This window comes from Pantoea sp. Sc1 (assembly GCF_000255315.1).
GTDB lineage: Bacteria > Pseudomonadota > Gammaproteobacteria > Enterobacterales > Enterobacteriaceae > Pantoea > Pantoea anthophila.
This window is the reverse complement of record NZ_AJFP01000001.1, coordinates 3,615,511-3,639,862: the sequence shown is the minus strand read 5'-3', so window position 1 is coordinate 3,639,862 and position 24,352 is coordinate 3,615,511. Positions and strand designations below refer to the sequence as shown.

The 24,352-nt window shown below is 57.0% G+C and carries 30 protein-coding genes; 12 read left to right on the top strand and 18 right to left on the bottom strand.

Features of this window, described 5'->3' with window-relative positions:
* Window positions 1-723: 723 nt before the first annotated feature.
* On the top strand, window positions 724-1,443 hold the full coding sequence (mtgA, locus tag S7A_RS16905) for a monofunctional biosynthetic peptidoglycan transglycosylase (RefSeq protein WP_009092475.1): 720 nt from the start codon (window positions 724-726) through the stop codon (window positions 1,441-1,443).
* A 2-nt stretch (window positions 1,444-1,445) separates the two neighbouring features.
* On the opposite strand, the gene npr is transcribed toward mtgA, so the two are convergent.
* The 11 genes from npr to S7A_RS16850 form a co-directional block, all read right to left on the bottom strand.
* Window positions 1,446-1,718, bottom strand: coding sequence for a PTS phosphocarrier protein NPr (gene npr, locus S7A_RS16900; protein ID WP_009092474.1), 273 nt, complete (start codon window positions 1,716-1,718; stop codon window positions 1,446-1,448).
* Window positions 1,715-2,569, bottom strand: a complete 855-nt coding sequence (rapZ, locus tag S7A_RS16895) for an RNase adapter RapZ (protein WP_003851114.1) — start codon at window positions 2,567-2,569, stop codon at window positions 1,715-1,717. Before rapZ ends, npr begins: the two co-directional genes overlap by 4 nt.
* Before the next feature lie 47 nt (window positions 2,570-2,616).
* On the bottom strand, window positions 2,617-3,096 hold the full coding sequence (ptsN, locus tag S7A_RS16890) for a PTS IIA-like nitrogen regulatory protein PtsN (RefSeq protein WP_009092473.1): 480 nt from the start codon (window positions 3,094-3,096) through the stop codon (window positions 2,617-2,619).
* A 150-nt stretch (window positions 3,097-3,246) separates the two neighbouring features.
* Window positions 3,247-3,534 carry a ribosome hibernation promoting factor gene (gene hpf / locus S7A_RS16885; protein WP_009092471.1) on the bottom strand — a complete coding sequence of 96 codons (288 nt, stop codon included), beginning with the start codon at window positions 3,532-3,534 and terminating at the stop codon, window positions 3,247-3,249.
* Window positions 3,535-3,555: 21 nt separating this feature from the next.
* The gene (rpoN, locus tag S7A_RS16880) at window positions 3,556-4,989 is read right to left on the bottom strand and encodes an RNA polymerase factor sigma-54 (RefSeq protein ID WP_009092468.1); all 1,434 of its coding nucleotides are present in this window, start codon (window positions 4,987-4,989) and stop codon (window positions 3,556-3,558) included.
* Between the two features lie 48 nt (window positions 4,990-5,037).
* Window positions 5,038-5,763: an LPS export ABC transporter ATP-binding protein gene (gene lptB / locus S7A_RS16875; RefSeq protein ID WP_009092467.1), complete on the bottom strand. Its 726-nt coding sequence runs from the start codon at window positions 5,761-5,763 to the stop codon at window positions 5,038-5,040.
* A 5-nt stretch (window positions 5,764-5,768) separates the two neighbouring features.
* Window positions 5,769-6,320, bottom strand: a complete 552-nt coding sequence (lptA, locus tag S7A_RS16870) for a lipopolysaccharide ABC transporter substrate-binding protein LptA (protein WP_033736432.1) — start codon at window positions 6,318-6,320, stop codon at window positions 5,769-5,771.
* Window positions 6,295-6,867, bottom strand: coding sequence for an LPS export ABC transporter periplasmic protein LptC (lptC, locus tag S7A_RS16865; RefSeq protein WP_009092465.1), 573 nt, complete (start codon window positions 6,865-6,867; stop codon window positions 6,295-6,297). The genes lptA and lptC overlap by 26 nt, the downstream gene beginning before the upstream one ends.
* Entirely contained in the window at window positions 6,864-7,430 is a 567-nt protein-coding gene (gene kdsC, locus S7A_RS16860; protein ID WP_009092464.1) for a 3-deoxy-manno-octulosonate-8-phosphatase KdsC, read from the bottom strand. The genes lptC and kdsC overlap by 4 nt, the downstream gene beginning before the upstream one ends.
* Before the next feature lie 13 nt (window positions 7,431-7,443).
* A complete protein-coding gene (gene kdsD, locus S7A_RS16855) occupies window positions 7,444-8,427 on the bottom strand; it encodes an arabinose-5-phosphate isomerase KdsD (protein WP_009092463.1) in 984 nt (327 codons plus the stop codon).
* 16 nt (window positions 8,428-8,443) lie between these two features.
* Complete coding sequence (locus tag S7A_RS16850; RefSeq protein WP_009092462.1) at window positions 8,444-9,424, bottom strand: calcium/sodium antiporter; 981 nt, start codon at window positions 9,422-9,424, stop codon at window positions 8,444-8,446.
* Window positions 9,425-9,650: 226 nt separating this feature from the next.
* On the opposite strand from S7A_RS16850, the gene mlaF reads away from it, so the two are divergent.
* From mlaF to murA, 7 genes are all read left to right on the top strand, one after another.
* Window positions 9,651-10,466 carry a phospholipid ABC transporter ATP-binding protein MlaF gene (mlaF, locus tag S7A_RS16845; protein WP_009092461.1) on the top strand — a complete coding sequence of 272 codons (816 nt, stop codon included), beginning with the start codon at window positions 9,651-9,653 and terminating at the stop codon, window positions 10,464-10,466.
* A gap of 4 nt (window positions 10,467-10,470) precedes the next feature.
* Window positions 10,471-11,253 (top strand): lipid asymmetry maintenance ABC transporter permease subunit MlaE, encoded by a 783-nt coding sequence (gene mlaE, locus S7A_RS16840; protein WP_009092460.1) that lies wholly within the window; start codon window positions 10,471-10,473, stop codon window positions 11,251-11,253.
* 4 nt (window positions 11,254-11,257) lie between these two features.
* Window positions 11,258-11,803, top strand: a complete 546-nt coding sequence (mlaD, locus tag S7A_RS16835; protein WP_009092459.1) for an outer membrane lipid asymmetry maintenance protein MlaD — start codon at window positions 11,258-11,260, stop codon at window positions 11,801-11,803.
* 15 nt (window positions 11,804-11,818) lie between these two features.
* The gene (gene mlaC / locus S7A_RS16830; RefSeq protein WP_009092458.1) at window positions 11,819-12,454 is read left to right on the top strand and encodes a phospholipid-binding protein MlaC; all 636 of its coding nucleotides are present in this window, start codon (window positions 11,819-11,821) and stop codon (window positions 12,452-12,454) included.
* A complete protein-coding gene (gene mlaB / locus S7A_RS16825) occupies window positions 12,454-12,759 on the top strand; it encodes a lipid asymmetry maintenance protein MlaB (RefSeq protein WP_009092457.1) in 306 nt (101 codons plus the stop codon). The genes mlaC and mlaB overlap by 1 nt, the downstream gene beginning before the upstream one ends.
* Before the next feature lie 113 nt (window positions 12,760-12,872).
* Complete coding sequence (gene ibaG / locus S7A_RS16820) at window positions 12,873-13,130, top strand: BolA family iron metabolism protein IbaG (RefSeq protein WP_009092456.1); 258 nt, start codon at window positions 12,873-12,875, stop codon at window positions 13,128-13,130.
* A gap of 67 nt (window positions 13,131-13,197) precedes the next feature.
* Window positions 13,198-14,457, top strand: coding sequence for a UDP-N-acetylglucosamine 1-carboxyvinyltransferase (murA, locus tag S7A_RS16815; protein WP_009092454.1), 1,260 nt, complete (start codon window positions 13,198-13,200; stop codon window positions 14,455-14,457).
* 62 nt (window positions 14,458-14,519) lie between these two features.
* Here murA and S7A_RS16810 read toward each other — a convergent pair whose 3' ends face one another.
* Both S7A_RS16810 and ispB read right to left on the bottom strand, forming a co-directional pair.
* Complete coding sequence (locus S7A_RS16810; protein WP_033736431.1) at window positions 14,520-14,804, bottom strand: helix-turn-helix transcriptional regulator; 285 nt, start codon at window positions 14,802-14,804, stop codon at window positions 14,520-14,522.
* Window positions 14,805-15,035: 231 nt separating this feature from the next.
* Window positions 15,036-16,007 carry an octaprenyl diphosphate synthase gene (gene ispB, locus S7A_RS16805; protein ID WP_009092450.1) on the bottom strand — a complete coding sequence of 324 codons (972 nt, stop codon included), beginning with the start codon at window positions 16,005-16,007 and terminating at the stop codon, window positions 15,036-15,038.
* A 257-nt stretch (window positions 16,008-16,264) separates the two neighbouring features.
* Here ispB and rplU point away from each other — a divergent pair, with 257 nt between their 5' ends.
* The 3 genes from rplU to cgtA all read left to right on the top strand — a co-directional run bounded on the left by rplU (window position 16,265) and on the right by cgtA (window position 18,264).
* Window positions 16,265-16,576, top strand: coding sequence for a 50S ribosomal protein L21 (rplU, locus tag S7A_RS16800; RefSeq protein WP_008925416.1), 312 nt, complete (start codon window positions 16,265-16,267; stop codon window positions 16,574-16,576).
* 15 nt (window positions 16,577-16,591) lie between these two features.
* Window positions 16,592-16,849, top strand: a complete 258-nt coding sequence (rpmA, locus tag S7A_RS16795; RefSeq protein ID WP_009092448.1) for a 50S ribosomal protein L27 — start codon at window positions 16,592-16,594, stop codon at window positions 16,847-16,849.
* 242 nt (window positions 16,850-17,091) lie between these two features.
* Window positions 17,092-18,264 (top strand): Obg family GTPase CgtA, encoded by a 1,173-nt coding sequence (cgtA, locus tag S7A_RS16790; protein WP_009092447.1) that lies wholly within the window; start codon window positions 17,092-17,094, stop codon window positions 18,262-18,264.
* Between the two features lie 66 nt (window positions 18,265-18,330).
* Here the strand turns inward: cgtA and S7A_RS16785 are convergent, their stop codons facing one another.
* From S7A_RS16785 to S7A_RS16765, 5 genes are read right to left on the bottom strand one after another with little or no spacing between them, the layout of a single operon-like run.
* Window positions 18,331-18,753: a hotdog fold thioesterase gene (locus S7A_RS16785; RefSeq protein WP_009092446.1), complete on the bottom strand. Its 423-nt coding sequence runs from the start codon at window positions 18,751-18,753 to the stop codon at window positions 18,331-18,333.
* 2 nt (window positions 18,754-18,755) lie between these two features.
* On the bottom strand, window positions 18,756-19,514 hold the full coding sequence (dhbA, locus tag S7A_RS16780; protein WP_009092445.1) for a 2,3-dihydro-2,3-dihydroxybenzoate dehydrogenase: 759 nt from the start codon (window positions 19,512-19,514) through the stop codon (window positions 18,756-18,758).
* Window positions 19,511-20,365 (bottom strand): isochorismatase family protein, encoded by an 855-nt coding sequence (locus S7A_RS16775; protein ID WP_009092444.1) that lies wholly within the window; start codon window positions 20,363-20,365, stop codon window positions 19,511-19,513. The genes dhbA and S7A_RS16775 overlap by 4 nt, the downstream gene beginning before the upstream one ends.
* Before the next feature lie 24 nt (window positions 20,366-20,389).
* Window positions 20,390-22,000 (bottom strand): (2,3-dihydroxybenzoyl)adenylate synthase, encoded by a 1,611-nt coding sequence (locus S7A_RS16770; RefSeq protein WP_009092441.1) that lies wholly within the window; start codon window positions 21,998-22,000, stop codon window positions 20,390-20,392.
* A gap of 10 nt (window positions 22,001-22,010) precedes the next feature.
* The gene (locus tag S7A_RS16765; RefSeq protein WP_009092440.1) at window positions 22,011-23,189 is read right to left on the bottom strand and encodes an isochorismate synthase; all 1,179 of its coding nucleotides are present in this window, start codon (window positions 23,187-23,189) and stop codon (window positions 22,011-22,013) included.
* A 177-nt stretch (window positions 23,190-23,366) separates the two neighbouring features.
* Between S7A_RS16765 and fepB the strand changes: the two genes are divergently transcribed.
* Window positions 23,367-24,341, top strand: coding sequence for a Fe2+-enterobactin ABC transporter substrate-binding protein (gene fepB / locus S7A_RS16760; RefSeq protein ID WP_009092439.1), 975 nt, complete (start codon window positions 23,367-23,369; stop codon window positions 24,339-24,341).
* Window positions 24,342-24,352 lie beyond the last annotated feature (11 nt).

The following is a 24,352-nucleotide window of genomic DNA, read 5'->3' as shown; positions in this document are numbered from 1 at the left end:
TTCATTAAAATGTGTGATGTTGAGCAGCGTTTAAACACAGAAAACATTAATTTGGCAACACAGTCAAGCAAGGAATCAATTTCCGCGTTGCGTTGCTGCTATTTTAACCAGATTTGCCGGTTTTCGTGTACTTTTAACGCGGCTGCGCCGTGTCGCGAAGACCGGACAGCGTAAAAGCGAACCGGCAGGTTCATTTGCCCTGACAGTCAGTGTAACGCGCTGATATTGCAAGCCAGCAGCCTGAAATGAACCGAATCATCCAAAACGATTCGGAATGGCAGAAATGAATCTCAACCTTTGTACTTTTCTGCGTCTGCCGGGTTGCGGGGCAGGGATCGAAAACCGGGTCATTTATGACAGGATTTACGCTGGCCGCTGCTGTTTATTTAGACGTTATAAGAATAGTTCTGGTTAAGAGTTGAACCATTGCGACAACAGAAAAAAATAACAGTTAAGGGTGATGAATGATTTAAACCGGCGGTTATTACCTATTATTAAGTGTTTATCTGGAAAGATGCTAAGCAGTGGCAATGAATGGAACCGATTCCTTTTTTCGGAAGTCCTTGAACTATTTCGATCTGTTGCCGCATGTTGATGCAAAATAGGTGCATGAAGTCTGGAAACGCACCGTTCATTTTCACCGAAAATCGCAAAAAGGCGATTTTTCTGGCAGTGATTACATGAGTAATTGATTAACGTCTGAAACAGGTATGGGAAGATTGCATGAACAAGCATAAAGGAAGCGCCGGACGGCGTATCAGACGGATTGCCGGCCGTCTCCTGCTGGTCTGGCTGGGCGTGTGGCTGGCCGGCATTTTACTCTTTTCGTTTTTACCGGTGCCCTTCTCTGCAGTGATGGTGGAGCGACAGGTGGGGGCGTGGTTGCGCGGTGATTTCAGTTATGTGGCGCACTCAGACTGGGTCGGACATGATGAGATCTCGCCGTGGATGGGGCTGGCCGTTATCGCTTCTGAAGATCAAAAGTTTCCCACGCACTGGGGCTTTGATGTGGCGGCGATTGAATCGGTGCTGGATAACAATGACAGCCGGATGCGCGGAGCGTCCACGCTGTCACAACAGACCGCGAAGAATCTCTTTCTCTGGGATGGTCGCAGCTGGATCCGTAAGGGGCTGGAAGCGGGTCTGACGGTGGGGATTGAGACTGTCTGGACGAAGCGGCGTATTCTGACCGTCTATCTCAATATCGCGGAGTTCGGGCCGGGCATCTTTGGTGTGGAGGCCGCGTCACAGCACTACTTCCACAAACCTGCCAGCCGGCTCACTGCGGCCGATGCTGCTTTGCTGGCGGCGGTGCTGCCGAATCCGATTCGTTACCGTGCCGCCGCGCCTTCAGGCTATGTCAGGTCGCGGCAGCAGTGGATACTGCGCCAGATGCGTCAGCTGGGCGGAGAGGGCTTTTTACAGCGTAATCAGCTTAACTGACCTTACTCTTCGTCAAAGCCCGCTTCAAACAACTCAATGACCGCAGCCAGCGCCGGGACCTCTTCCGGCCCGCTGGCTTCAATCTCAATGTGTCCCCCTTTTGCCGAGTCGAGCATCAGCAGGGCGATTACGCTGCTGGCTTCGGCTTCGGTGCCTGCCTCGTTGCGCAGTAACACTTCGGCATCGAAGCTCTGCACCAGCTCAAACAACTTCATCGCCGGACGGGCATGCATGCCCAGCTTATTTTTGATTTCTACAGTTTGTCTGACGGTCATGATTTGCGCTTTTCCAGCGTGCGATGGCGTGACTGTACATTCTTACCGCGCGAGCGGAAATAGTCCGCCAGCTGCTCGGCGATATAGACTGAGCGGTGTTTACCGCCGGTACAGCCAATCGCCACGGTAAGATAGCTACGGTTGTTGGTCTCCAGCATCGGCAGCCAGAGTTCAAGATAGCTGCGTGTCTGGTAGATAAAATTATGCACTTCCGTGTGGCGGTCGAGGAAGGCGGCGACCGGACGATCGAGGCCGGTCATCGGGCGCAGTTTCGGATCCCAGTGGGGATTGGGCAGAAAGCGCACGTCAAACACGTAGTCCGCGTCGATAGGGATGCCATGTTTGAAACCAAAGGATTCAAATACCATGGTCAGCTCACGTTCACGCTTGCCCAGCAGGCGGGTGCGCAGCATCTCGGCCAGCTCATGCACCGACATCTCTGACGTATCAATGATCAGATCGGCGCGCGAACGCAGCGGCTCCAGCAGATCGCTCTCTTCATCAATGGCGCTCTCCAGCGACAGATTTTTGCTGGAGAGGGGGTGCAGACGACGCGTATCGCTGTAGCGGCGAATCAGCGTGTTGCGGTCGGCGTCGAGAAACAGCAGCTGAGGTGAAAAGGAGTCGGGCAGATTATTCAGTGCGGTTTCAAAAATTTCGGGGGATTCAGGCATATTGCGCACGTCGATGCTGACCGCCGCCGAAATATTCCGCTCTGCCAGTGAGTTCGCTAACTCCGGCAGCAGCACCACCGGCAGGTTATCAACACAGTAGAACCCCATATCCTCCAGCGCACGGAGTGCCACTGACTTCCCCGAGCCTGAACGACCGCTAACGATCATCAGCACCATGACCTTCTCTCCCGTTTTAAAACCGGCACCCGGCCGGTAAAGACGCGTTACAGCTCTGTCTGGTTTTCCGTAATAATGGCATAAAGCTCTTCATCACTCTGCGCAGCGCGCAGCCGGCGGCAGACCGTTTTATCGGCCAGACGCTTTGCCACCAGTGAAAGGGTGTGCAGGTGTGTTTTGCACTGGTCAGCCGGAACCAGTAAGGCAAACAGCAGATCGACCGGCTGGTTATCAACGGCATCAAACGCAATCGGCTGTTCGAGGCTGATAAAGACCCCGACCGCGCGCAGTGTATCCTCTTCCAGCTTGCCGTGCGGGATCGCTATCCCGTTGCCGATACCGGTACTGCCCATACGCTCACGCGTCAGGATCGCTTCGAAAAGCGTCTGGTGCGGCAGGTTGAGCTGCTTAGCGGCCAGTTCGCTGATGATTTCCAGCGCACGTTTTTTGCTCTGGCAGTGTACGCCACTGCGTGTGCAGTCAGGCGAAAGCACCGTGCTCAATTCCAGTGTAAGATCGTTGTTCATTATCGTTTCACTTGCGGGTTCACCAGGCCATTCACCGCCGGCGTCTTCTGACGTGACGGAAAATGACGCCTGCCAGATGACAAAACGGGGCGGATTATCCGCCCCATCCTGTCGGCTCAGTGCGCCAGGCGCGCGTAGCCAGCATGAAGGTTAGTGTTTTTTCAGTTTATCTTTATGTTTAGTCAGCTGACGGGCGAGCTTGTCGATCAGCCCGTCAATCGCCGCGTACATATCTTCCGCTTCCGACGTGGCGTGCAGCTCGCCACCGTTAACGTGGAGTGTTGCGTCAGCCACCTGCATGACTTTCTCAACTTTCAGGACAATATAGACCTGATTGATGTGCTCAAAATAGTGTTCCAGTTTGGCAAATTTAGCACTGACGAATTCACGCAGTGGTGGCGTAATTTCAACGTGTTGCCCGGTCAGGTTCAGCTGCATAGGTCTTCCTTCTCATTTCTGTCAAACCAGCTGTTTACGCTGGTTCGATGGCGGGATGGATAAAGACTCACGATATTTTGCGACGGTACGCCGTGCCACCATGATCCCCTGATCGGACAACATGGAGGTCAGTTTACTGTCGCTCAAGGGTTTGGCTGGATTTTCCGCCGAAATTAATTTTTTCACCAGCGCACGAATCGCGGTAGAGGAGGCTTCGCCGCCCCCTTCCGTGTTGACGTGGCTGGAGAAAAAGTACTTCAGTTCAAAAATACCGCGCGGACTGTGCAGATACTTCTGCGTGGTCACGCGGGAGATAGTCGATTCGTGCATCTCAACAGCCTGAGCGATATCAGCCAGGACCATCGGGCGCATAAACTCTTCCCCCTGCTCGAAAAACGCCTGCTGCTGCTCAACGATACAGCGCGTCACTTTCAGCAGTGTATCATTGCGGCTTTCCAGACTCTTAATCAGCCAGCGTGCTTCCTGCAGGTTGCTGCGAATAAACTGCGTGTCGCTGTCGTTACGCGTGGTGCCGCCCATCGCCGCATAGTGCTGATTGATCTTCAGGCGGGGCAGGCTGTCGGCGTTGAGTTCAACCGTCCAGCGGCTGCCGACCTTGCGCACCAGCACATCGGGAATTACATATTCCGGTTCGCCGGTGTTGATCGACTGGCCGGGACGCGGGTCCAGCGACTGAATCAGCAGCATCGCCTCTTTCAGCACCTCTTCTTTGAGGCGCGTTACCCGCATCAGGCTACGGAAGTCGTGGTTGGCCAGCAGGTCGAGATGCTCACTGACAATCAGACGTGCTTCGGTCAGCATGGGCGTGTCGGGCGCATATTGTGACAGCTGAACCAGCAGGCAGTCGCGCAGATCGCGCGCACCCACGCCAATCGGGTCAAAGCGCTGTATGCGTTTCAGCACCGCTTCAACTTCATCCACCTCCAGCTCGTCATTGCCGATGCTGTCGAGGATCTCCTCAAGCGAAACGGTGAGATATCCGGTGTCATCGATAGCATCGACGATAGAGGTAGCAATCGCGCGATCGGTATCACTGAACGGCGTCAGGCCGACCTGCCACATCAGATAATCCTGCAGGGACTGCGTCGTCTCACCCTGGTAGACCGGTAGCTCATCATCCTGATAGTCCGTTCCGGTGCCGGAAGGTGTGCCAGCGGTGTAGATCTCATCCCAGGTGGCATCCAGCGGCAGTTCATCGGGCATCTCTTTTTGCTCAAGCGCTTCGCGGGTATCCAGCGCCTCCGCTTCTGCAGCGTCCCGGGAGTCGATCTCGTCGTGCGGGTCCGTCTGCTCAAGCAGGGGATTACTTTCCAGCGCCAGCTGTAGCTCCTGCTGGAGTTCAAGCGTAGAGAGCTGCAGCAGACGAATCGCCTGCTGCAGTTGGGGAGTCATTGCCAGCTGTTGGCTGAACCTGAGTTGTAAGCCTTGCTTCATAGACAGGATGATAGTTCCCAGGTAAATAGCGGTCTTAACGACACCTTATCAGAGTCTGAACTCTTCACCCAAATAAACCCGCTTAACCTGCTCATCCGCAAGAATTTCATTAGGTGTGCCGTGCGCGATCAGGTGGCCCTGGCTGACGATATAGGCCCGCTCACAGACCGCTAACGTTTCACGCACGTTATGGTCGGTAATCAGCACGCCGAGGCCGCTGTCACGCAGATGCTCAATGATCTTCTTAATGTCGATAACGGAGATAGGGTCAACACCGGCAAAAGGCTCATCCAGCAGAATGAACTTCGGATTGGCGGCCAGCGCACGCGCGATCTCAACACGGCGGCGTTCGCCGCCGGAGAGGGCCTGGCCCATGCTGTCGCGCAGGTGCTCAATGTGGAACTCTTCCATCAGCTCGCGGGCGCGATCCTGGCGTTGCTCTTCGGTCAGATCGTCACGGATCTGCAGCACCGCCATCAGGTTATCGTAAACGCTGAGGCGACGGAAAATGGACGCCTCCTGCGGCAGATAGCCGATACCCCGACGCGCACGCGCATGCAGCGGCAGGATGCTGATATCTTCATCGTCAATCACGATACGGCCCGCGTCACGCGGCACGATGCCGACCACCATGTAGAACGTGGTGGTTTTACCGGCACCGTTCGGGCCCAGCAGGCCGACAATCTCGCCGGATTTCACCTGCAGACTGACATCTTCTACCACGCGACGGCCTTTATAGGCCTTCGCCAGGTTTTCTGCGATTAATGTGGCCATAGCTATCAGTTACTCTTCTTCTCGCTGTTGGACGACGCTTTATCCTGAAGTTGCGACGGCACCAGTACGGTGGTGACGCGCTTGTTCTGGCCCTGGCTGAAAGCCTGCATCTTCTGCTCTTTCACCAGGTAGGTGATGCGATCGCCTTTGATGTTGCTGTCCTGCTGCTCAATAAACGCATTGCCGGTCAGTTCAACGAAATCGTTGGCCAGTTCGTAATGCAGTTTTGCGGCATGGCCCTGAACCGGTTTGCCGCTGTCCTGCATCTGATAGAAGGTGGCAGGATTACCGTAGGCGTCGACGATAGTTTTCTTACTGTCGCCGCCCGGACGGGTGACCACGACTTTATCTGCCGTAATTTTGATGGTGCCCTGCGTCACAATGACGTTACCGGTAAAGGTCGCGACATTGCCCTGTAAATCCAGCGCCTGATTCTGCGAGTCAATATTAACGGGTTTGTCCGAGTCACCGGTCAGGGCCAGCGCCGGAACGCTGGTCGCCAGCAGCACGCTGGCCAGTAAAAGCTTCAGGCTATTTTTGTTCATTTTGAATTTCATAAGAGGTTTTGACCTTCTCGATTAACTCGGCGTTTTTTGTCCGTAAATTGCCGCGCATTTTCATGCCGGTGGAGTTAAAGCTGCGGCCATACAATGTCACCTGGTCATCCGAGGTAACATCCTGGGTCACCAGATTGATCTGCGCGTTATCTGTTTTGATCCGCTCCAGCTGAGAATCCTGCGTCAGCGTGTTGAGCTCAACATGGCCATAAAGATAAAGCATACGATCTTTGGTGAGCTTTGCCTTATCCGCGCGTAACGTCCAGGTCGGGATTTTGTTCTCATCATAGGTGGTCATCACCGGATGCTCGAACCAGCTCAGTTCGTCATCCGAGAAATAGGTCACTTTGTCTGAGACCAGTTTATAGGACAGCGCGCCCTGCGGGTTATAAACCACCGTGTGCGAATCCGCACTGGTGTAGGTCGGAGACTGACTGTCTGTCCCGACGGGCATCCCATCGTCATCCTTATTGGTAAGATTCCAGCCGATCAAAACCAGTGCAATCAAGGTCAGAATCAGCGTTATCCAACGCCTGCTTTTACTCATACTGATTGCCCTTTGGCATCCTCAAATTTGTTCTGCGCCATTAAGATCAGATCGCAGACTTCACGAACCGCACCGCGTCCACCGGCGATACGGGTAACATAGTCTGCGCGCGGCAACAGGATAGGATGTGCATCCGCCACCGCCACGCTCAATCCCACCTTCGCCATGACCGGCCAGTCGATCAGGTCATCGCCGATATAGGCGACCTGGTCGTCGGAAAGGGACAGTTTATCCAGAAGTTCGCGATAGGCCAAAAGCTTATCCGATTGTCCCTGATAAAGATGACGGATGCCGAGCGTTTTGCAGCGATCTTCCATCAGACGGGCATTGCGGCCGGTAATAATAGCCACTTCCACATCTGAGGTCAGCAGGCAGCGCACGCCATAGCCATCCCGCACGTTGAACGCCTTAAGCTCTTCGCCGTTATTTCCCATGTAGATCACCCCGTCGGACATCACGCCGTCCACGTCGCAGATCAGCAGACGAATGCGACTGGCGCGCGCCATAACCTCAGCACTGACCGGGCCGTAGCAGGTGTCAATCGGGGGAGTTGCCTGTTGCATTTTCTCTTCCTGTTCAGACTACGCCAGCGCGCAGCATGTCATGCATATGTACCACACCGAGCAGATGGTCGTCATCGGCCACCAGAATCGACGTAATGTTTTTGGTCTGCATCAGGTTCAGGGCATCCACCGCCAGCATGTTTGGCCGGACGCGGATGCCCCCTGGCGTCATTACTTCCCCGATGGTGGCACGCTGAAAATCGATGCCCATATCAAAGATGCGGCGCAGGTCACCATCAGTAAAAATCCCTTCGATTTTCATCAGGTCGTCGACGATCACCGTCAGACCGAGGTTTTTGCGGGTAATCTCCAGCAGCGCATCGCGCAGTGAGGCGTCACGGGTGACATGCGGCAGCGCATCGCCACTGTGCATGATATCGGCCACATGCAGCAGCAGTTTCCGGCCCAGCGCACCGCCGGGGTGGGAGAGGGCGAAATCCTCGGCTGTAAATCCCCGCGCTTCCAGCAGCGAAACCGCCAGAGCATCACCCATCACCAGCGTGGCGGTGGTACTGCTGGTCGGGGCCAGGCCCAGCGGGCAGGCTTCCTGAGGAACGTGGACGCAGAGATGCACGTCGGCAGCCCGTCCCATCGCGCTGTCAGGCCGTCCGGTCATGCAGATCAGCGTAATGTGCTGGCGCTTCAGCACCGGAATCAGGGCGAGAATCTCGTTCGACTCCCCGCTGTTAGAGATGGCGATGACGACATCATTTTTGCTCACCATGCCCAGATCGCCGTGGCTGGCTTCGCCCGGATGCACAAAAAAGGCAGGCGTGCCGGTGCTGGCAAAGGTCGCCGCCATTTTCTTGCCGACGTGACCTGACTTCCCCATGCCCATTACTACCACCTTACCCTGGCAGGCATAGATCAGGGCGCAGGCGCGGGCAAAGTCCTCATTGATATATTGATCGAGCTGTTCCAGCCCTTCACGCTCAATGCGCAGGACGGTTTTTCCCACCTGCTGGAAGTCGAATGCTGTTGGTTGCTGATGTGACATAGTGAGTCTGTCCTTGTTAGCCGTCCATGAACGCCGGCTGCATCCACAGCAGCGTCACCCAGACGAAGAAACCACAGAGTAAAATCAGGCCTGCCGTCCGGCCAACGCGGCGACGCCGTAGCAGGCAGAGCAGGGCAAAGAGCGCACTCACGCCGAGCATCACCCAGTAATCACGGGCGAAAGCGTGATAGTCAATGCTGCCGGGATGGATCAGCGCCGGCAGGCCAAGCACGATGGCAATATTATAAATGTTGGCGCCGACCAGATTACCGATCGCGATATCATCTTCGCCTTTCAGTGCACCGGCGATGACCGTTGCCAGCTCAGGCAGGCTGGTGCCCACGGCAATCAGCGTCAGGCCCATCACCAGCTCACTGACGCCAAAGTAGTCGGCAAAGGCCGTGGCGTTGTCGATCACCATGCGTGTCGACATCGGCAGGATGATCAGCGCAACGGCGAGCCAGAGAAAGGCCACCGTGTTGCCGCTCTCTTCACGGGGCAGCTCGGCCAGCTGCTCGCGGGTCAGAGTGTCGTTATTGTCCCGTTCGGCCTTGCGCGCGATGCGAATCACCACCAGAAGATAAATTGCGGCAATCGCGATCAGGCCAATTCCATCCAGTCGACTAAGCTGATTGTCAAACAGCATAAAACCGCTGAGCAGGGTGACCAGCAACATCAGCGGCAGTTCGCGGCGAATCAGATTAGAATGCACACTCAGCGGGTGCATAAGCGCAGCGGCACCCAGAATCAGTAAAATGTTCGTAATATTCGAGCCGAGGGCGGTGCCCACAGCGAGATCCATCTGGCCATGCTGCGCTGCCGAAAAGGAGAGGATCATCTCCGGCAGCGAGGTGCCGATGCTGACCACGGTCATGCCGATAATCAGCGGCGGAATACCCAGAGAGCGGCATAATATTGAGGCGCTAAACACCAGACGATCGGCACCATAAGCCAGTAAAAGCAAACCGATAATCAACAGTGCAGAAGCTACGAACATGAAAAATCCTTGCGTAAAAACTCAGGCCGGCAATGCGTTCCCGGCCGGTTTAAAATTCTGTTTGGCGAGACAGGCGCTGATTTTGACCGCCTCAGGGGCAAAAGTAAATTTAATGACCATTTTCGCCAAATCTTAGCGGTAAGTTTCTGTAAAGCTATCGTGAATCAGGACCGAACAGGCTACCATCGTACCCCATGTTTACGCCCGATCCTTACAAGAGGTAATAATGACCCAGCAGCAAACGAATCTGGTTGAGGTTCGTGGCGTGAGTTTTTCGCGCGGAGATCGCACCATCTTTGATGACATCTCGCTGACCGTGCCGAAAGGCAAAGTGACCGCGATTATGGGGCCATCGGGGATCGGAAAAACCACTCTGCTACGCTTGATTGGGGGGCAACTTCAGCCGACCCGCGGCGAGATTTTTTTCCGTGGCGAAAACATTCCGTCATTATCGCGCGCCAGACTGTATGAAGCGCGTAAAAAGATGAGCATGCTGTTCCAGTCGGGTGCGCTGTTTACAGACTTAACGGTTTATGAAAACGTTGCGTGGCCGCTGCGTGAACATACGCGACTGCCTGAGCCGCTGCTGCACAGCACCGTGCTGATGAAGCTGGAGGCGGTGGGCCTGCGGGGCGCGGCCCAGCTGAAGCCCGCAGAGCTCTCAGGCGGGATGGCGCGACGTGTGGCCCTGGCGCGCGCTATTGCGCTGGAGCCGGAACTCATCATGTTTGATGAGCCTTTCGTCGGTCAGGATCCGATTACCATGGGCGTGCTGGTCAAACTCATTGATGAACTGAACCATGCGCTGGGCCTGACCTGCATCGTGGTCTCGCATGACGTACCGGAAGTACTGAGCATTGCGGACTATGCCTATATTGTGGCCGGACAAAAAATTATCGCACACGGCACCGCGCCGGAACTGCGAGAGAATAACGACCCGCGCGTGCGCCAGTTTATTGATGGCGATGCGGATGGTCCGGTTCCATTCCGTTTTCCTGCCGGCGATTATCTCGCTGATTTAACCGGCTCACGGAGTAACTAAACAGATGGTCTTGAAGGCGCTGGCGTCGTTTGGTCGTCAGGGAATTGAAACGTGCGCCAGTTTTGGACGCGCAGGATTAATGCTGTTTCACGCGCTGGTAGGAAAACCGGCGTTTCGCAGACACACGCCGCTACTGATCAAACAGCTCTACAGCGTTGGCGTGCTGTCGCTCCTGATTATTGTGGTATCGGGTCTCTTCATTGGCATGGTTCTCGGGCTGCAGGGCTATCTGGTGCTGACCACCTATGGCGCCGAAACCAGTCTGGGTATGCTGGTGGCCCTGTCGCTGCTTCGAGAGCTGGGACCGGTGGTGACCGCACTGCTGTTTGCCGGCCGGGCGGGCTCGGCGCTGACGGCGGAAATCGGCCTGATGAAAGCCACCGAGCAGCTCTCCAGTATGGAGATGATGGCGGTCGATCCGTTACGCCGGGTGGTGTCGCCCCGTTTCTGGGCGGGCTTCATCAGCATGCCGCTGCTGGCACTCATCTTCACGGCGGTCGGGATCGCGGGCGGTGCGCTGGTGGGGGTGAGCTGGAAGGGGATCGATCCCGGCTTCTTCTGGTCGGCGATGCAGAACGCGGTCGATTTCCGCACCGACGTGGTGAACTGCCTGATCAAAAGTGCCGTCTTTGCCGTGACGGTGACCTGGATTGCTCTTTTTAATGGCTATGACGCGATTCCCACTTCCGAAGGGATCAGTCGCGCGACAACGCGTACCGTCGTACACGCCTCTCTGGCGGTACTCGGGTTGGATTTTGTGCTGACAGCACTGATGTTTGGGAATTGATGCAATGCAAAGCAAAAAAAGCGAAATCTGGGTTGGCATTTTTATGATTATGGCGCTGATCGCCGCGCTGTTCCTCTGTCTGCGCGTCGCCGACCTGAAGTCGATGGGCACGGAGCCGACGTGGAAACTCTACGCGACCTTTGACAACATTGGCGGCCTCAAAGCCAGTTCGCCGGTCAAAATCGGCGGCGTAGTGATTGGCCGGGTGACGGATATCGAGCTTGAACCGAAGACCCTGCTGCCGCGCGTCACGATGGAGATCAGCGATCAGTACGCGAATAAAATTTCAGATACCAGTTCGCTGGCAATTCGCACCCAGGGTCTGCTGGGTGAGCAGTTCCTGGCGCTTAACTTAGGCTTTGACGACCCTGAGCTCGGTTCGGCGATGCTGAAAGATGGCGATACGCTGCGCGACACCAAATCGGCGATGGTGCTTGAAGATCTGATCGGTCAGTTCCTTTACAAGAGCGGCGATAACAAACAAAAAAATGAGGGCAAGGATGCGCAGGATGGCAGCAGTGCCGCGCCTGCGGAACCGGCTCAACCTTAAAGAAGAGGGCATACCATGTTTAAACGTTTACTGATGATTGCCATGCTGGTGGTTGCGGTTCCGCTGACGGCAACGGCAGCCGACCAGAGCAATCCCTACAAGCTGATGAACGAAGCGGCGCAAAAGACCTTCAGCCGTCTTAAAAATGAGCAGCCGAAAATCAAGCAGGACCCCAACTACCTGCGTCAGATTGTGCGTCAGGAACTGCTGCCTTACGTGCAGATCAAATATGCGGGCGCATTAGTGCTGGGTCGCTACTATCGTGACTCAACACCGGCTCAGCGCGAGGCCTATTTCAGCGCTTTTGGCGACTATCTGGCTCAGGCTTATGGCCAGGCACTGGCCCTCTACAACGGCCAGAGCTACCAGATCCAGCCTGAGCAGCCGCTGGGCGACGCCAAAATTGTGGCGATTCGCGTCACTATCATCGATCCTAATGGCCGTCCGCCGGTTCGCCTCGACTTTCAGTGGCGTAAAAACAGCCAGACTGGCAACTGGCAGGCTTATGACATGATTGCCGAAGGCGTCAGCATGATCACCACCAAACAGAATGAGTGGAGCGATCTGTTACGGACCAAAGGTATCGATGGTCTGACGGCGCAGCTCAAATCGTCTGCGTCACAGCCAATCACGCTGGATAAACAACAATAATGCACGAATCGTTACGCTGGGAGCGCGAAGCCAGCACGCTATTACTGAAAGGCGAGCTGGATCGCGACACCCTGATGGGCCTCTGGCAGCAGCGTGAAACGCTGATTCGCGGCGTCGAGACGATCGACGTCGCGGCGCTGAACCGGGTTGACTCTTCCGGCCTCGCTCTGCTGGTGCACCTGCGGGAAATCGCACGGGCGCAGGGGAGCACCCCGCGCTTTGCCGGTATCAGCGACAAACTGCAGTCGCTGATTACGCTTTACAATCTGCAACAGATTATTGTTTCTGCGGATAAAAGCTCCTGATTTCCGCTTGTTATGCTAAGCCCCTGTTTTCAACAGGGGCTTTTGCGTATTTAAGAGTCAGCCGCTTTCCTCTACTATGTCAGCCTTATTATTATTAAGTGAAGTTAAGCACAATGGAAAACAGTGAAATTCAGGCCGTGCTGATGGCAGCGCTGCCTTTAGACGAAGTGCATGTGATGAGCAACGATGGCAGCCATTTTCAGGTGATCGCCGTAGGCGAACTGTTTGGCGAGCTGAGCCGCGTGAAAAAACAGCAGGCTGTCTACGCGCCGCTGATGGAATACATCGCGGACAACCGCATTCATGCTGTCTCTATCAAAACCTATACTCCCGCTGAATGGGCGCGCGACCGTAAACTCAACGGTTTCTGATCCCTCAGCGTGGTGCACTCGTGGTAAGCGAGTCCCATCTTTAGCTAGTTAATTGAGAGCCGTGTTAATGGACAAATTTCGTGTGCAAGGCCCCACCCGCTTAAGTGGTGAAGTAACCATTTCCGGGGCGAAGAACGCCGCGCTACCTATTCTGTTTGCTGCCCTGCTGGCTGAAGAGCCGGTAGAGATCCAGAATGTGCCAAAGCTGCGCGACATTGATACCACCATGAAGCTGCTGAGCCAGCTGGGTGCGAAGGTGGAGCGCAACGGTTCTGTGCATGTCGATGCCAGCGCGGTCGATGTATTTTGTGCGCCTTACGATCTGGTGAAAACCATGCGTGCCTCCATCTGGGCGCTGGGCCCGCTGGTGGCGCGTTTTGGTCAGGGTCAGGTTTCGCTGCCGGGCGGCTGCGCGATTGGTGCGCGTCCGGTTGACCTGCATATCACCGGCCTGGAACAGCTGGGTGCCGAGATTAAGCTGGAAGAGGGCTACGTCAAGGCATCTGTCAACGGCCGCCTGAAAGGCGCGCTGATTGTCATGGACAAGATCAGCGTCGGCGCAACCGTCACTATCATGAGTGCGGCAACCCTGGCGACCGGCACCACCGTGATTGAGAATGCGGCGCGGGAGCCGGAAATTGTCGATACCGCCAACTTCCTTAACACGCTGGGTGCCCGCATCAGCGGCGCAGGCACCGACAAGATCACCATCGAAGGCGTCGAGCGTCTGGGCGGCGGTGTTTACCGCGTTCTGCCGGACCGTATCGAAGCCGGCACCTTCCTGGTGGCAGCCGCCATTTCAGGCGGCAAAGTGATGTGCCACAAGGCTCAGCCCGATACGATGGATGCGGTTCTCTCTAAGCTGCGTGACGCCGGTGCCGATATCGAAACCGGCGAAGACTGGATCAGTCTCGATATGCACGGCAAACGCCCTAAAGCGGTTAATGTGCGCACCGCGCCACACCCGGGTTTCCCGACCGATATGCAGGCGCAGTTCACCCTGCTGAATATGGTGGCGGAAGGCACCGGCGTGATTACCGAAACCATTTTCGAAAACCGTTTCATGCACATCCCGGAACTGATTCGTATGGGCGGCCATGCGGAGATCGAGAGCAACACCGCGATCTGTCACGGGGTGGAAACCCTGTCCGGTGCGCAGGTGATGGCGACCGATTTGCGTGCTTCTGCCAGCCTGGTTCTGGCTGGCTGTATCGCAGAAGGCACGACATTCGTCGATCGCATTTATCACATCGATCGTGGCTATGAGCATATCGAAGATAAGCTGAAAGCGATGGGTGCGAATATCGAGCGCGTCAGCGAAGAGTAATCTCAGGTATGCGCTGAAAGAACCAGCCCTTTGCGGGGCTGGTTTTTTTTCGCCTGTCGATCTCAGGGCGTGCCGGAAAGATCGGCGGGGATCCGGATACGTTTTTTGCGATCCAGCAGGCGGTGCGTGTCAGGATCGTAGTAGCGGCTGGGCCAGATCTCGCTGGGATGCACCTCGATCGCCTCGGCGATCAGCCATTCGCCTTTTGGCCACGGGCGCGTCAGCGCATTCGCGAGTGTTGATGAGCTGAGGCCGGCCGAGCGTGACAGTGCGGCCAGCGTCGTACCGCGTTTGTGCAGGGCTGCGATAATGTCAGCCGGGTGCCAGTCTTCCATCCTTTTTTGCATAACCCGTTCTCCTTGTCTTTGTGTCGTCCACCGGGACGTTGGCTTACCTTTTTACTGTTATCTGGAAAGTAAGCGTTTTTTATAGCAAATAGTTTCCATTAATTTCCAGTAATATTTGGCGTCAGCGTCGGGTCTGTGTGACAGCCCGCAAAAGGCATGCAACAGCAATGAGCGAACATAAAGAAGTGAGAGCGGGGAGGAGAAACGGAGCCGGGGAGGCTCCGTAGGGAATCAGAAATCGCGCTGAACTGACATATGCGCCAGCGACTCCAGCGCACTGCGCCAGGGTGATTCAGGCAGAATGCGCAGAGCGGCAATCGCCTTGTCCGCTTCCTGTTCGGCGCGGGTGCGGGTCCACTCCAGCGAACCACACTGGTGCATCGCTTCCAGTACCGGTTCCAGCAGATGGCGGCCATTACCCTGCTCAATGGCTTCGCGGATCATCTTCGCCTGCTCAGGTGAGCCGTTCTGCATTGCATGCAGCAGCGGCAGCGTCGGTTTCCCTTCGCTCAGGTCGTCGCCGGTGTTTTTACCCAGCGTCTCTCCGTCCGCACTGTAATCCAGCAAATCGTCGATTAACTGGAAAGCCGTACCCAGATAGCGTCCATAATCCTGCAGCGCTTTCTCCTCTTCCGGCGTGGCGTCAGCCAGGATCGCAGAAGCCTGCGACGCGGCTTCAAACAGGCGCGCGGTCTTGCTGTAAATCACGCGCATGTAGCTCTCTTCGGTGATGTCAGGATCGTTCACGTTCATCAGCTGCAGGACTTCGCCCTCAGCGATCACGTTGACCGCTTCTGACATCAGCGCCAGGATACGCAGCGACCCCATGCTGGTCATCATCTGGAAGGCGCGGGTGTAAATAAAATCCCCGACCAGCACGCTTGCCGCATTGCCAAACGCCGCGTTCGCGGTCGCTTTGCCACGACGCATATCGGATTCATCCACGACATCGTCATGCAGCAGCGTGGCGGTGTGGATAAATTCGATCAGCGCCGCATTGGTCACGTGCAGGTCGCCCTTGTAGCCCATGGCGCGTGCGGAGAGCACGGCAATCATGGGACGGATACGCTTACCCCCACCACTGATGATGTAGTAGCCCAACTGGTTGATGAGCGAGACATCTGAATTCAGCTGGTCGAGGATGGTCTGGTTAACGGCAGCCATATCCTGTGCGGTTAATTCGTTGATCTGTTCTAAGTTCATTCGTCTTTTCAGCTATGACTCGTTATCTATGCCATGGTAAGTGCTTTTACCCAGCCAGCGTTCAGGTAATCTGTTACTGATTGTACTTGAATTTTCAGCCTGAGAAACGGTTGCATTCAGCCTGTGTTTTTTTTCTGCAAGAGTGTGCAAAGTGCTCTTGTCTTCTTCTGGAGTTTTGCGTAGAATTCGCGCCCTATTGTGAATATTTAGCGCGCCGCCTGATGAACTAAAAGGCAAGCGCAGAAGCGGAGTTTTATATGTACGCGGTTTTCCAAAGTGGTGGTAAACAACACCGAGTAAGCGAAGGTCAGACCGTTCGCCTGGAAAAGCTGGACATCGCAACCGGTGAAACCATCGAGTTTGACCAGGTTCTGATGATTGCTAATGGCGAAGACGTGAAAATCGGCGCGCCACTGGTTTCAGGCGGTATGATCAAGGCAGAAGTTGTTGCTCACGGTCGTGGCGAGAAAATTAAGATCGTTAAGTTTCGTCGTCGTAAGCACTACCGTAAGCAGGCTGGCCATCGCCAGTGGTTCACTGATGTGAAAATCACTGGTATCACGGCGTAAGAGGAGATCTGACAAATGGCACATAAAAAGGCTGGTGGTTCGACTCGAAATGGTCGTGACTCCAATGCAAAACGTCTGGGTGTTAAGCGTTTTGGTGGTGAATCTGTTCTGGCAGGTAGCATCATCGTTCGTCAGCGTGGCACCAAATTCCACGCAGGCAGCAACGTAGGTTGTGGTCGTGACCACACCCTGTTCGCTACCGCAGACGGCAAAGTAAAATTCGAAGTTAAAGGTCCGAACAACCGTAAATACATCAGCATCGTTGCTGAGTAAGGTTGTCGTGACGCAGACGTTTAACGTCTGAACGCACGAATTAAAGGCCCCGCAGCTCCTGCGGGGCTTTTTACATTCTGCGCTCTGTCGCGGTAAAAGCGACGCCTCACTGAAGTTTGCTGTACACTTTATGTACACACTGGCGACAGCCAGTCCTGATTTATCCGCCGCTGGTCAGCGCAGAAGACCCTGGCGGACCCGTCTGCAGAGTGCTGCAGGCGATTGTGTGACGGAGATTGAAAATGAAGTTTGTTGATGAAGCGACAATTCTGGTCGTCGCGGGTGATGGCGGTAATGGATGCGTCAGCTTCCGCCGCGAAAAATATATCCCGAAGGGCGGCCCTGACGGGGGTGATGGCGGTGACGGCGGTGACGTTTATCTGATCGCCGATGAAAACCTCAATACCCTTATCGATTATCGTTTCGAAAAATCGTTCCGTGCTGAACGCGGGCAGAATGGCCAGAGCCGCGACTGTACCGGTAAACGCGGTAAAGATATCGAAATCAAAGTCCCGGTCGGCACCCGGGTTATCGACCAGGGAACCGGCGAGACCTTAGGCGACATGACGCGTCACGGCCAGAAACTGATGGTCGGCAAAGGCGGCTGGCATGGCCTGGGCAACACCCGTTTTAAATCGTCAGTGAACCGCAGCCCGCGCCAGAAAACCATGGGAACCCCGGGTGAAAAGCGCGACCTGCAGCTTGAGCTGATGCTGCTGGCGGACGTCGGCATGCTGGGCTTACCGAATGCCGGTAAATCCACCTTTATTCGCGCCGTGTCGGCCGCCAAGCCAAAAGTGGCGGACTATCCGTTTACCACCCTGGTGCCAAGCCTGGGCGTGGTACGTATGGACAGCGAGCAGAGCTTTGTCGTGGCCGATATTCCGGGCCTGATTGAAGGCGCCGCTGAGGGTGCCGGTCTCGGGATCCGCTTCCTGAAGCACCTGGAGCGCTGCCGCGTGTTGCTGCACCTGATCGACATCGATCCGATCGATGAAAGCGATCCGGTTGAAAACGCCCGCATCATTCTTGGCGAACTGGAAAAGTACAGCGAGAAGCTGTTCAACAAACCGCGCTGGCTGGTCTTCAACAAAGTGGACCTGATTGGTGAAGAAGAAGCGCAGGCACGTGCCAAAGCGGTCGCTGAGGCGCTGGGCTGGGAAGATAAGTATTACCTGATCTCTGCCGCCAGCCGTACCGGCGTCAACGAACTCTGCTGGGATGTGATGAGCTTCATCAACGCCAACCCGAAAGAAGCCGAGCTTGAAGAGAAGCAGCCGGAGAAAGTGGAGTTCATGTGGGACGATTACCACAAAGAAACCCTTGAAAATGCGACAGAAGTGGAAGATGAAGAGTGGGATGACGACTGGGATGATGAAGACGACGAAGGCGTCGAAATTATCTATCAGCGCTAACCACGACGCGGCCACAGGCTGACCGGCAAAGCCCCTCTTTCCGACCGAAAGGGGGGCTTTATTTTTTCAGCTTCTCATCACCGCTACGCTGAGTCGCGCACTGCAGCACAACTGATCCCGGCCGTTACGGATCTCGATCTGCCAGCTCTGACTGCGTCTGCCCAGATGCAGGGGGCGACAGATCCCCCGCACTGTCCCGGCTGACACCGCACGCAGATGGCTGGCATTGACTTCGACACCCACCACGCTGCTGCCTTCTTCCACCGCCATATACCCGGCCATAGAGCCCATCGACTCCGCCAGTACCACGGAGGCCCCGCCATGCAGCAGGCCAAATGGCTGGTGCGTGCGCGCATCCACCGGCATCGTCGCTTCCAGGTAATCCTCGCCTATCACGGTAAAGACGATCCCGAGATGGGCGACCAGCGACTGCTCGCCCAGTGCATTCAGGGCGGGAAGGTCGAAGGATCGTTTCCAGATCGCAGACATTTTCAGGCTCCCAGGGTTGCGCCGCCGTCGACCACGATATCCTGCAGGGTCATATGGCTGGCCAGGTCTGATGCGAGAAACAGCACGGTGGCCGCAATTTCCTGCGGCTGCGCGATCTTGCCCAGCGGGATCCCCAGCTTAAACTGATCCGGAAAACCGGCGATCATTTCCTGCTCGCCGCCGGGGGTCTGCCACAGGCTGCGCTGCATCGCGGTGTCGGTGGATCCGGGTGAAACGATGTTACAGCGAACGCCAAAAGGGGCCATTTCCAGCCCCACGGTCAGACAGAGGCTGCGCAGTGCCGCTTTCGATGCGCCGTAGGCCGACATGCCAATTCGCGGCGCGTGCGCCGCATTAGACGCCACGGTGACGATGGCCCCGGCGCGCTGCTGGCGAAAGCGCGGCAGCGTCTGCTGAAACAGGTTAAAGGCGCCGCCCGCGTTGACGTTCAGGCACGCCTGCCAGTCAGCGAAGGAGAGCGCATCGGTGGCGCCGACGCGCAAAATGCCCGCCGCGTTGACCAGCACATCAATGCGCGGTTGCGTTGCCAGCACGTGCTGACAGATCGTTTCTACCTGATCCGGATCGGCCACATCCAGGCGATGACAGCGAAACGGATAATCCTGCCGCGCAAACTGCAGGTCAAAGGCTTCCACCCGCGCGCCTGCCCGATGAAAGGCCAGCGCACTCTGATAACCAATGCCCTGACCGGCTCCGGTTACCCAGACAACGCGACCGCTGAAGTCGAAGGTGTGGCTCATTGAGTGAGCTCCCGCGACAGCAGCGCCCACCAGCCATCGATGCTCGGATTTTTCGCCAGCGTGACAAAGTCGATATCCCGGTGAACCTGACGCCAGCGTGCCGCCAGCGCCATGACGCGCACCGAATCCAGACCATAATCGATGAGGTTTTCATCATCTTCCGGCACCTCATCATCCTCCAGCAGCGGCAGGACGAGCGCGCGCAGATCCGCTTTGCTGAGAGGGACCGGCATCATATCAGCCGTCATCACCACTTTTCCGCTGCGGCCGGCGGTGTAAGTCAGCGCCATCATATGCTCCTCGCGGCTGAAATCAGCCAGCGCATCGGCCACCATAAACGGCTGAATATCACGCATAAAGGCATCCGTGGCGGTGGTCAGGCAGCCGATATGGGCATAGACGCCCGTAATAATCAGCTGATCGCGGCCCATCTCCTTCAGGATCGCCTCCAGCGGGGAACGATGAAAGGCGCTGTAGCGCCACTTGGTCAGCACCTGGTCGTCCTCGTCGGGGGCCAGCGCCGCCACGATCCTCTGCTGGTCGGGATGTTTATTCAGGCCCGGTCCCCACATATCGTTGAGCAGGGCGCGATCCGCATCGCTCTGCGCCATCGGCTGGGCGGTGTAAAACACCGGAATACCCTGCGCTTTGCAGTAGCGACGCAGGCGGGCAATATTGCCGACGACCTGCTCAATCAGCGGGCTGTTCTCTCCCCAGAAGCTGAGAAAATAGCGCTGCATATCGTGGATGAGCAGGGCGGCCCGGCCCGGCTCCAGCGCCCATTTAACCCGGTTATTCGGCAACTCGGTGGCGGCGGGCAGTGGATAGGAGGTCAGTTGTGGAATAGTCATAAAAATTCTCCGGACGGATCGGGCTTACGCGTGTTGATCGGCAAGATGCTGGCGCAGACGTTTTTTATCGACCTTGCCGACCGGGGTCAGTGGCAGGGCATCTACGCAGGTAATGCGGTCGGGAAGCTTAAATTCTGCGACGCCCAGTTCACGCAGGTGGCGCCGCAGCGCCGCCGGTTTTACCGGCTGACGGGTGACGATAAACGCGCAGCTTTTTTCACCCAGCAGCGGATCGCTCATGGAGACCAGTGCCGCGTGGATCACATCGGCGTGTTGCAGCAGCAGGTTTTCGATCTCTTCCGCGGCGATCTTCTCGCCACCCCGGTTGATCTGATCTTTCTCCCGACCCTGCACGATAAGGTTGCCGTCAGGGGTGATCTCAACCAGGTCACCTGAACAGTAAAAGCCCCGTTCGTCGAAACTGGCGGCGTTGTGTTGCGGACTGTTGTAGTAGCCGCGAAAGGTGTAGGGGCCGCGCGTCATCAGACGACCGGTGGCCCCCACGGGCAGAGGATGACCCTGCTCGTCGGCAACCCAGACCTCATCATCCGGGGAGAGCGGGCGTCCCTGTGTGGTGAGGATGGTCTGCGGATCATCATCCAGTCGGGTGTAGTTCACCAGTCCTTCGGCCATGCCAAAGACCTGCTGCAGGGTGCAGCCGATCTCATGCTGTATGCGTGCAGCCAGCGTTTCGCCCAGCTTAGCGCCCCCCACCTGCATGCGCTGCAGGGAGGCCAGTGCCGCCTTGCTGTTCGATTCCTGAAGTGCCAGCAGCCAGAGGCTGGCGGCAGGCGGAACCAGGCCGGTATCGGTCACCTGATGTTTCTCAATCAGGGGAAAGCAGGCTGTCGCGCTGGGATCGGCGGCCAAAATAACCTGTCCCCCCGCGTAAAAGACGCCCAGCGCGCCCGGCGAACTCAGCGGGAAGTTATGGGCGGCGGGCAGGGCGATGAGATAGCGGGTGTCGGCAGTGACGCCACAGATCGCGTCACTTTCACGGATGCTGTAGTAGTAGTCGTTATGGGTGCGCGGAATCAGTTTTGGCGTGCCGGTACTGCCGCCAGAGAGCTGGAAAAAGGCTACCTCGTCGCCCGCGGTCGGCGTGGCCATAAACGCACCGGCCGGTTCGGCCAGCAGCGCTTCAAGGCTCTGTTCCGGCGGTGAGGCATGGCGCAGGATCACCTGTTGCAGTGAAGGGTGATCGCGGCGGAGCTGCGCAGTAAAAGCGTCATCGGCAAACAGCGGATGCGTGCGGTCAGCAATCACCAGGCGGGGCGAAATCTGGCTGGCGTAGGCGGTCAGTTCGGTGCGCTGATGGCTGAACAGGGCATTCACCGGCGCAACACCGAGTTTAAACAGGGCAAACAGCGTGAGGTAAAATTCTGCCACGTTGCCCAGCTGCACCAGCGCCGTATCACCCCGTTTCAGGCCACGCCGCTGTAACGCCGCCGCCAGGTTGTCACTCAGTGCCGCCAGCTGGCGGTAGGTCAATCGCCTGTCATCCTCAATCACCGCTACGCTATCGTTGTCGCGGTGGCGATCCAGTATGTCGGTCATCGGCAGGTCGAGCCAGTAGCCTTTTTCACGGTAACGGGCGGCCAGGTCGTCGGGCCAGCGGCTGTAGGAGATCGTCATGCAGGTTCCTTTATTGCAATCCAAAAGCGCGAAGCAGGGTGTCGAGTTTGACGCCGGTTTCACGCCACTCTGCTTCAGGTTGTGAGTCCGTCACGATGCCCGCACCGGCAAACAGCCGTACCCGCGACCCCTTCACCGTGCCGCAGCGAATGGTGACGACCCATTCACCATTGCCCCGATCGTCACACCAGCCGACGATGCCGCCAAACAGCTGACGCTCAAACGGCTCAAGGCGCTGGATCAGGGCCTGCGCACGCTGATGCGGAAAGCCGCTGAGCGCCGGCGTCGGATGCAGCAGGCAGGCGAGGGAGAGTGCATTTTCGCGCTCGTCCAGCACTTCGCCACGGATCTGCGTGGCGAGATGCCAGAGGGTGGCCGTGGTCAGCAGAGAGGGTGTTTCAGGCATCGACAGCAAACGGCTGCGCGGCTGCAGGGTGGCGCGCATCGCATCTGTCACCAGCTGATGTTCATGACGATCCTTCGCCGACTGCATCAGGCTGTCGCCGGAGGCCCGATCGCGTTGCGGATCGCGGCTGCGTGCGGCCGAGCCGGCCAGGGGACAGGAGCTGAACAGGCGGCCCTCTTTTCGAATCAGTAGTTCCGGGCTGGCTCCCACCAGCGCGCCGCCGCCGGGCAGGGGCAGATGAAAGTGAAAGCTGCCGGGATTCTGCACCACGATGCGCTGCATCAGAGCAGCCGTATCAACCGGCTGTTCAGCCACGATCTCCATCAGCCGCGACAGCACCACTTTCTCCAGGTCGCCCCGGCGCGTGGCGGCAACTGCCTGCGCCACCATGTCGGTAAAGCGCGCCTGATCCGGCAACGCCGTACGGCGGCGAATCACAGGCAGATCGGCGTCTGCCAGTGAGGCCCGGGCGATCAGATCGTCACGGTTAAAGCGCTGCCAGGACTCCGGGATAAACAGTGCGGCGGGCTGCGTCACGTCAAAGGGGATGGCGCCTGCCACGATGGGGTGCGCAATGCCCTGCTTTCTGGCCGAGGTAAAGTGGTGCTGAAGCTGCTGCTGAAAATCCCCTGTCAGCTGTTCACCCTGGCTGACTGGCGTGGTCAGCGTCGTAAAGCAGCCCTGTGTGGTGAGGCTTTGCCAGGGAGAGGTAAACAGGAAACCCTGGCAGAGTGCCGCAAAATCGTGCAACAGGGGATGTTCAAATGCGCGTGATTCGGCCATACTTTTCACCCGGAAATGATAAGATAACTAATAATGATTATCATTTGTATTATTAGGCGTTAAGCTACGTGGATTGGCTGGATCTGTCAATCCATATGCGGCGCTTCGGCTGCTGCTCCGGGTCAGATCAGCATAAACAGCCGCCGACCTTATCTGAACGAGTGTGGAAAAGAACGTATGAATAAACAGAGGGTTAGCAGAGCGATCGTGCTGTTTTTTCTGAGCAGCCTGCTCAGTGTCAGCGCGGTGGCCGGGACGGGCTGGCCGCGCACCATTACCGGGGCCAGTGGCGATCTTACCCTGACGCAGGCACCGATCCGAATCGTCTCAACCAGCGTGACCCTGACCGGATCGCTGCTGGCCATTAATGCGCCGGTGGTCGCCAGCGGGGCCACCGCCCCCGGCAGTCGCCTGGCGGATGAGCAGGGCTATTTCCGGCAGTGGGGCGCGGTGGCGAAACAGCGCGGCGTGAAGCGTCTCTACATTGGCGAACCCCGTGCAGAAGCGATTGCTGCCGAAGCGCCGGATCTGATTGTGGTCAGCGCCACCGGCAACGATTCAGCCATCAGGCTGGTCGATCAGCTTGCGGCAATTGCGCCGGTGCTGGTGGTCAATTATGACGATAAAAGCTGGCAGCAGCTGGTGACGCTGCTGGGCAAGGCGACGGGGCATGAGGCGGAAGCGGCCGCACGGATAAACGCTTTTGAGGCACGCGAAAAGGCGCTGAAGGCGAAGCTGACGCTGCCGCCGCAGCCGGTTTCCGCGATGGTCTGGAACGGCGACGGGCGGGCCGTGAACCTGTGGACGGCAGCGTCAGCGCAGGCCAGGTTACTGCAGCAGCTGGGCTTCACGCTGGCGACGCCGCCCGCCAGCCTTCACGCCGGGCACAGTATGGGAACGCGCAAAGATATTCTTCAGCTGTCAGGTGAAAATCTGGCGGCGGGCCTGAATGGTCAGACTTACCTGCTGTTTGCCGCCGACGATAACACCACTGCACAGGTGATGAGCAACCCTTTCCTGGCGCAGACCCCGGCAGTAAAAAGCAGGGCGGTCTATGCACTGGGGCTGGATAGCTTCCGCCTTGACTACTACAGCGCCAGCAATCTGCTGACGCGGCTGGAGACGCTGTTTGTTAACGGTCGTGGCGTCTGAGAGACGGGATA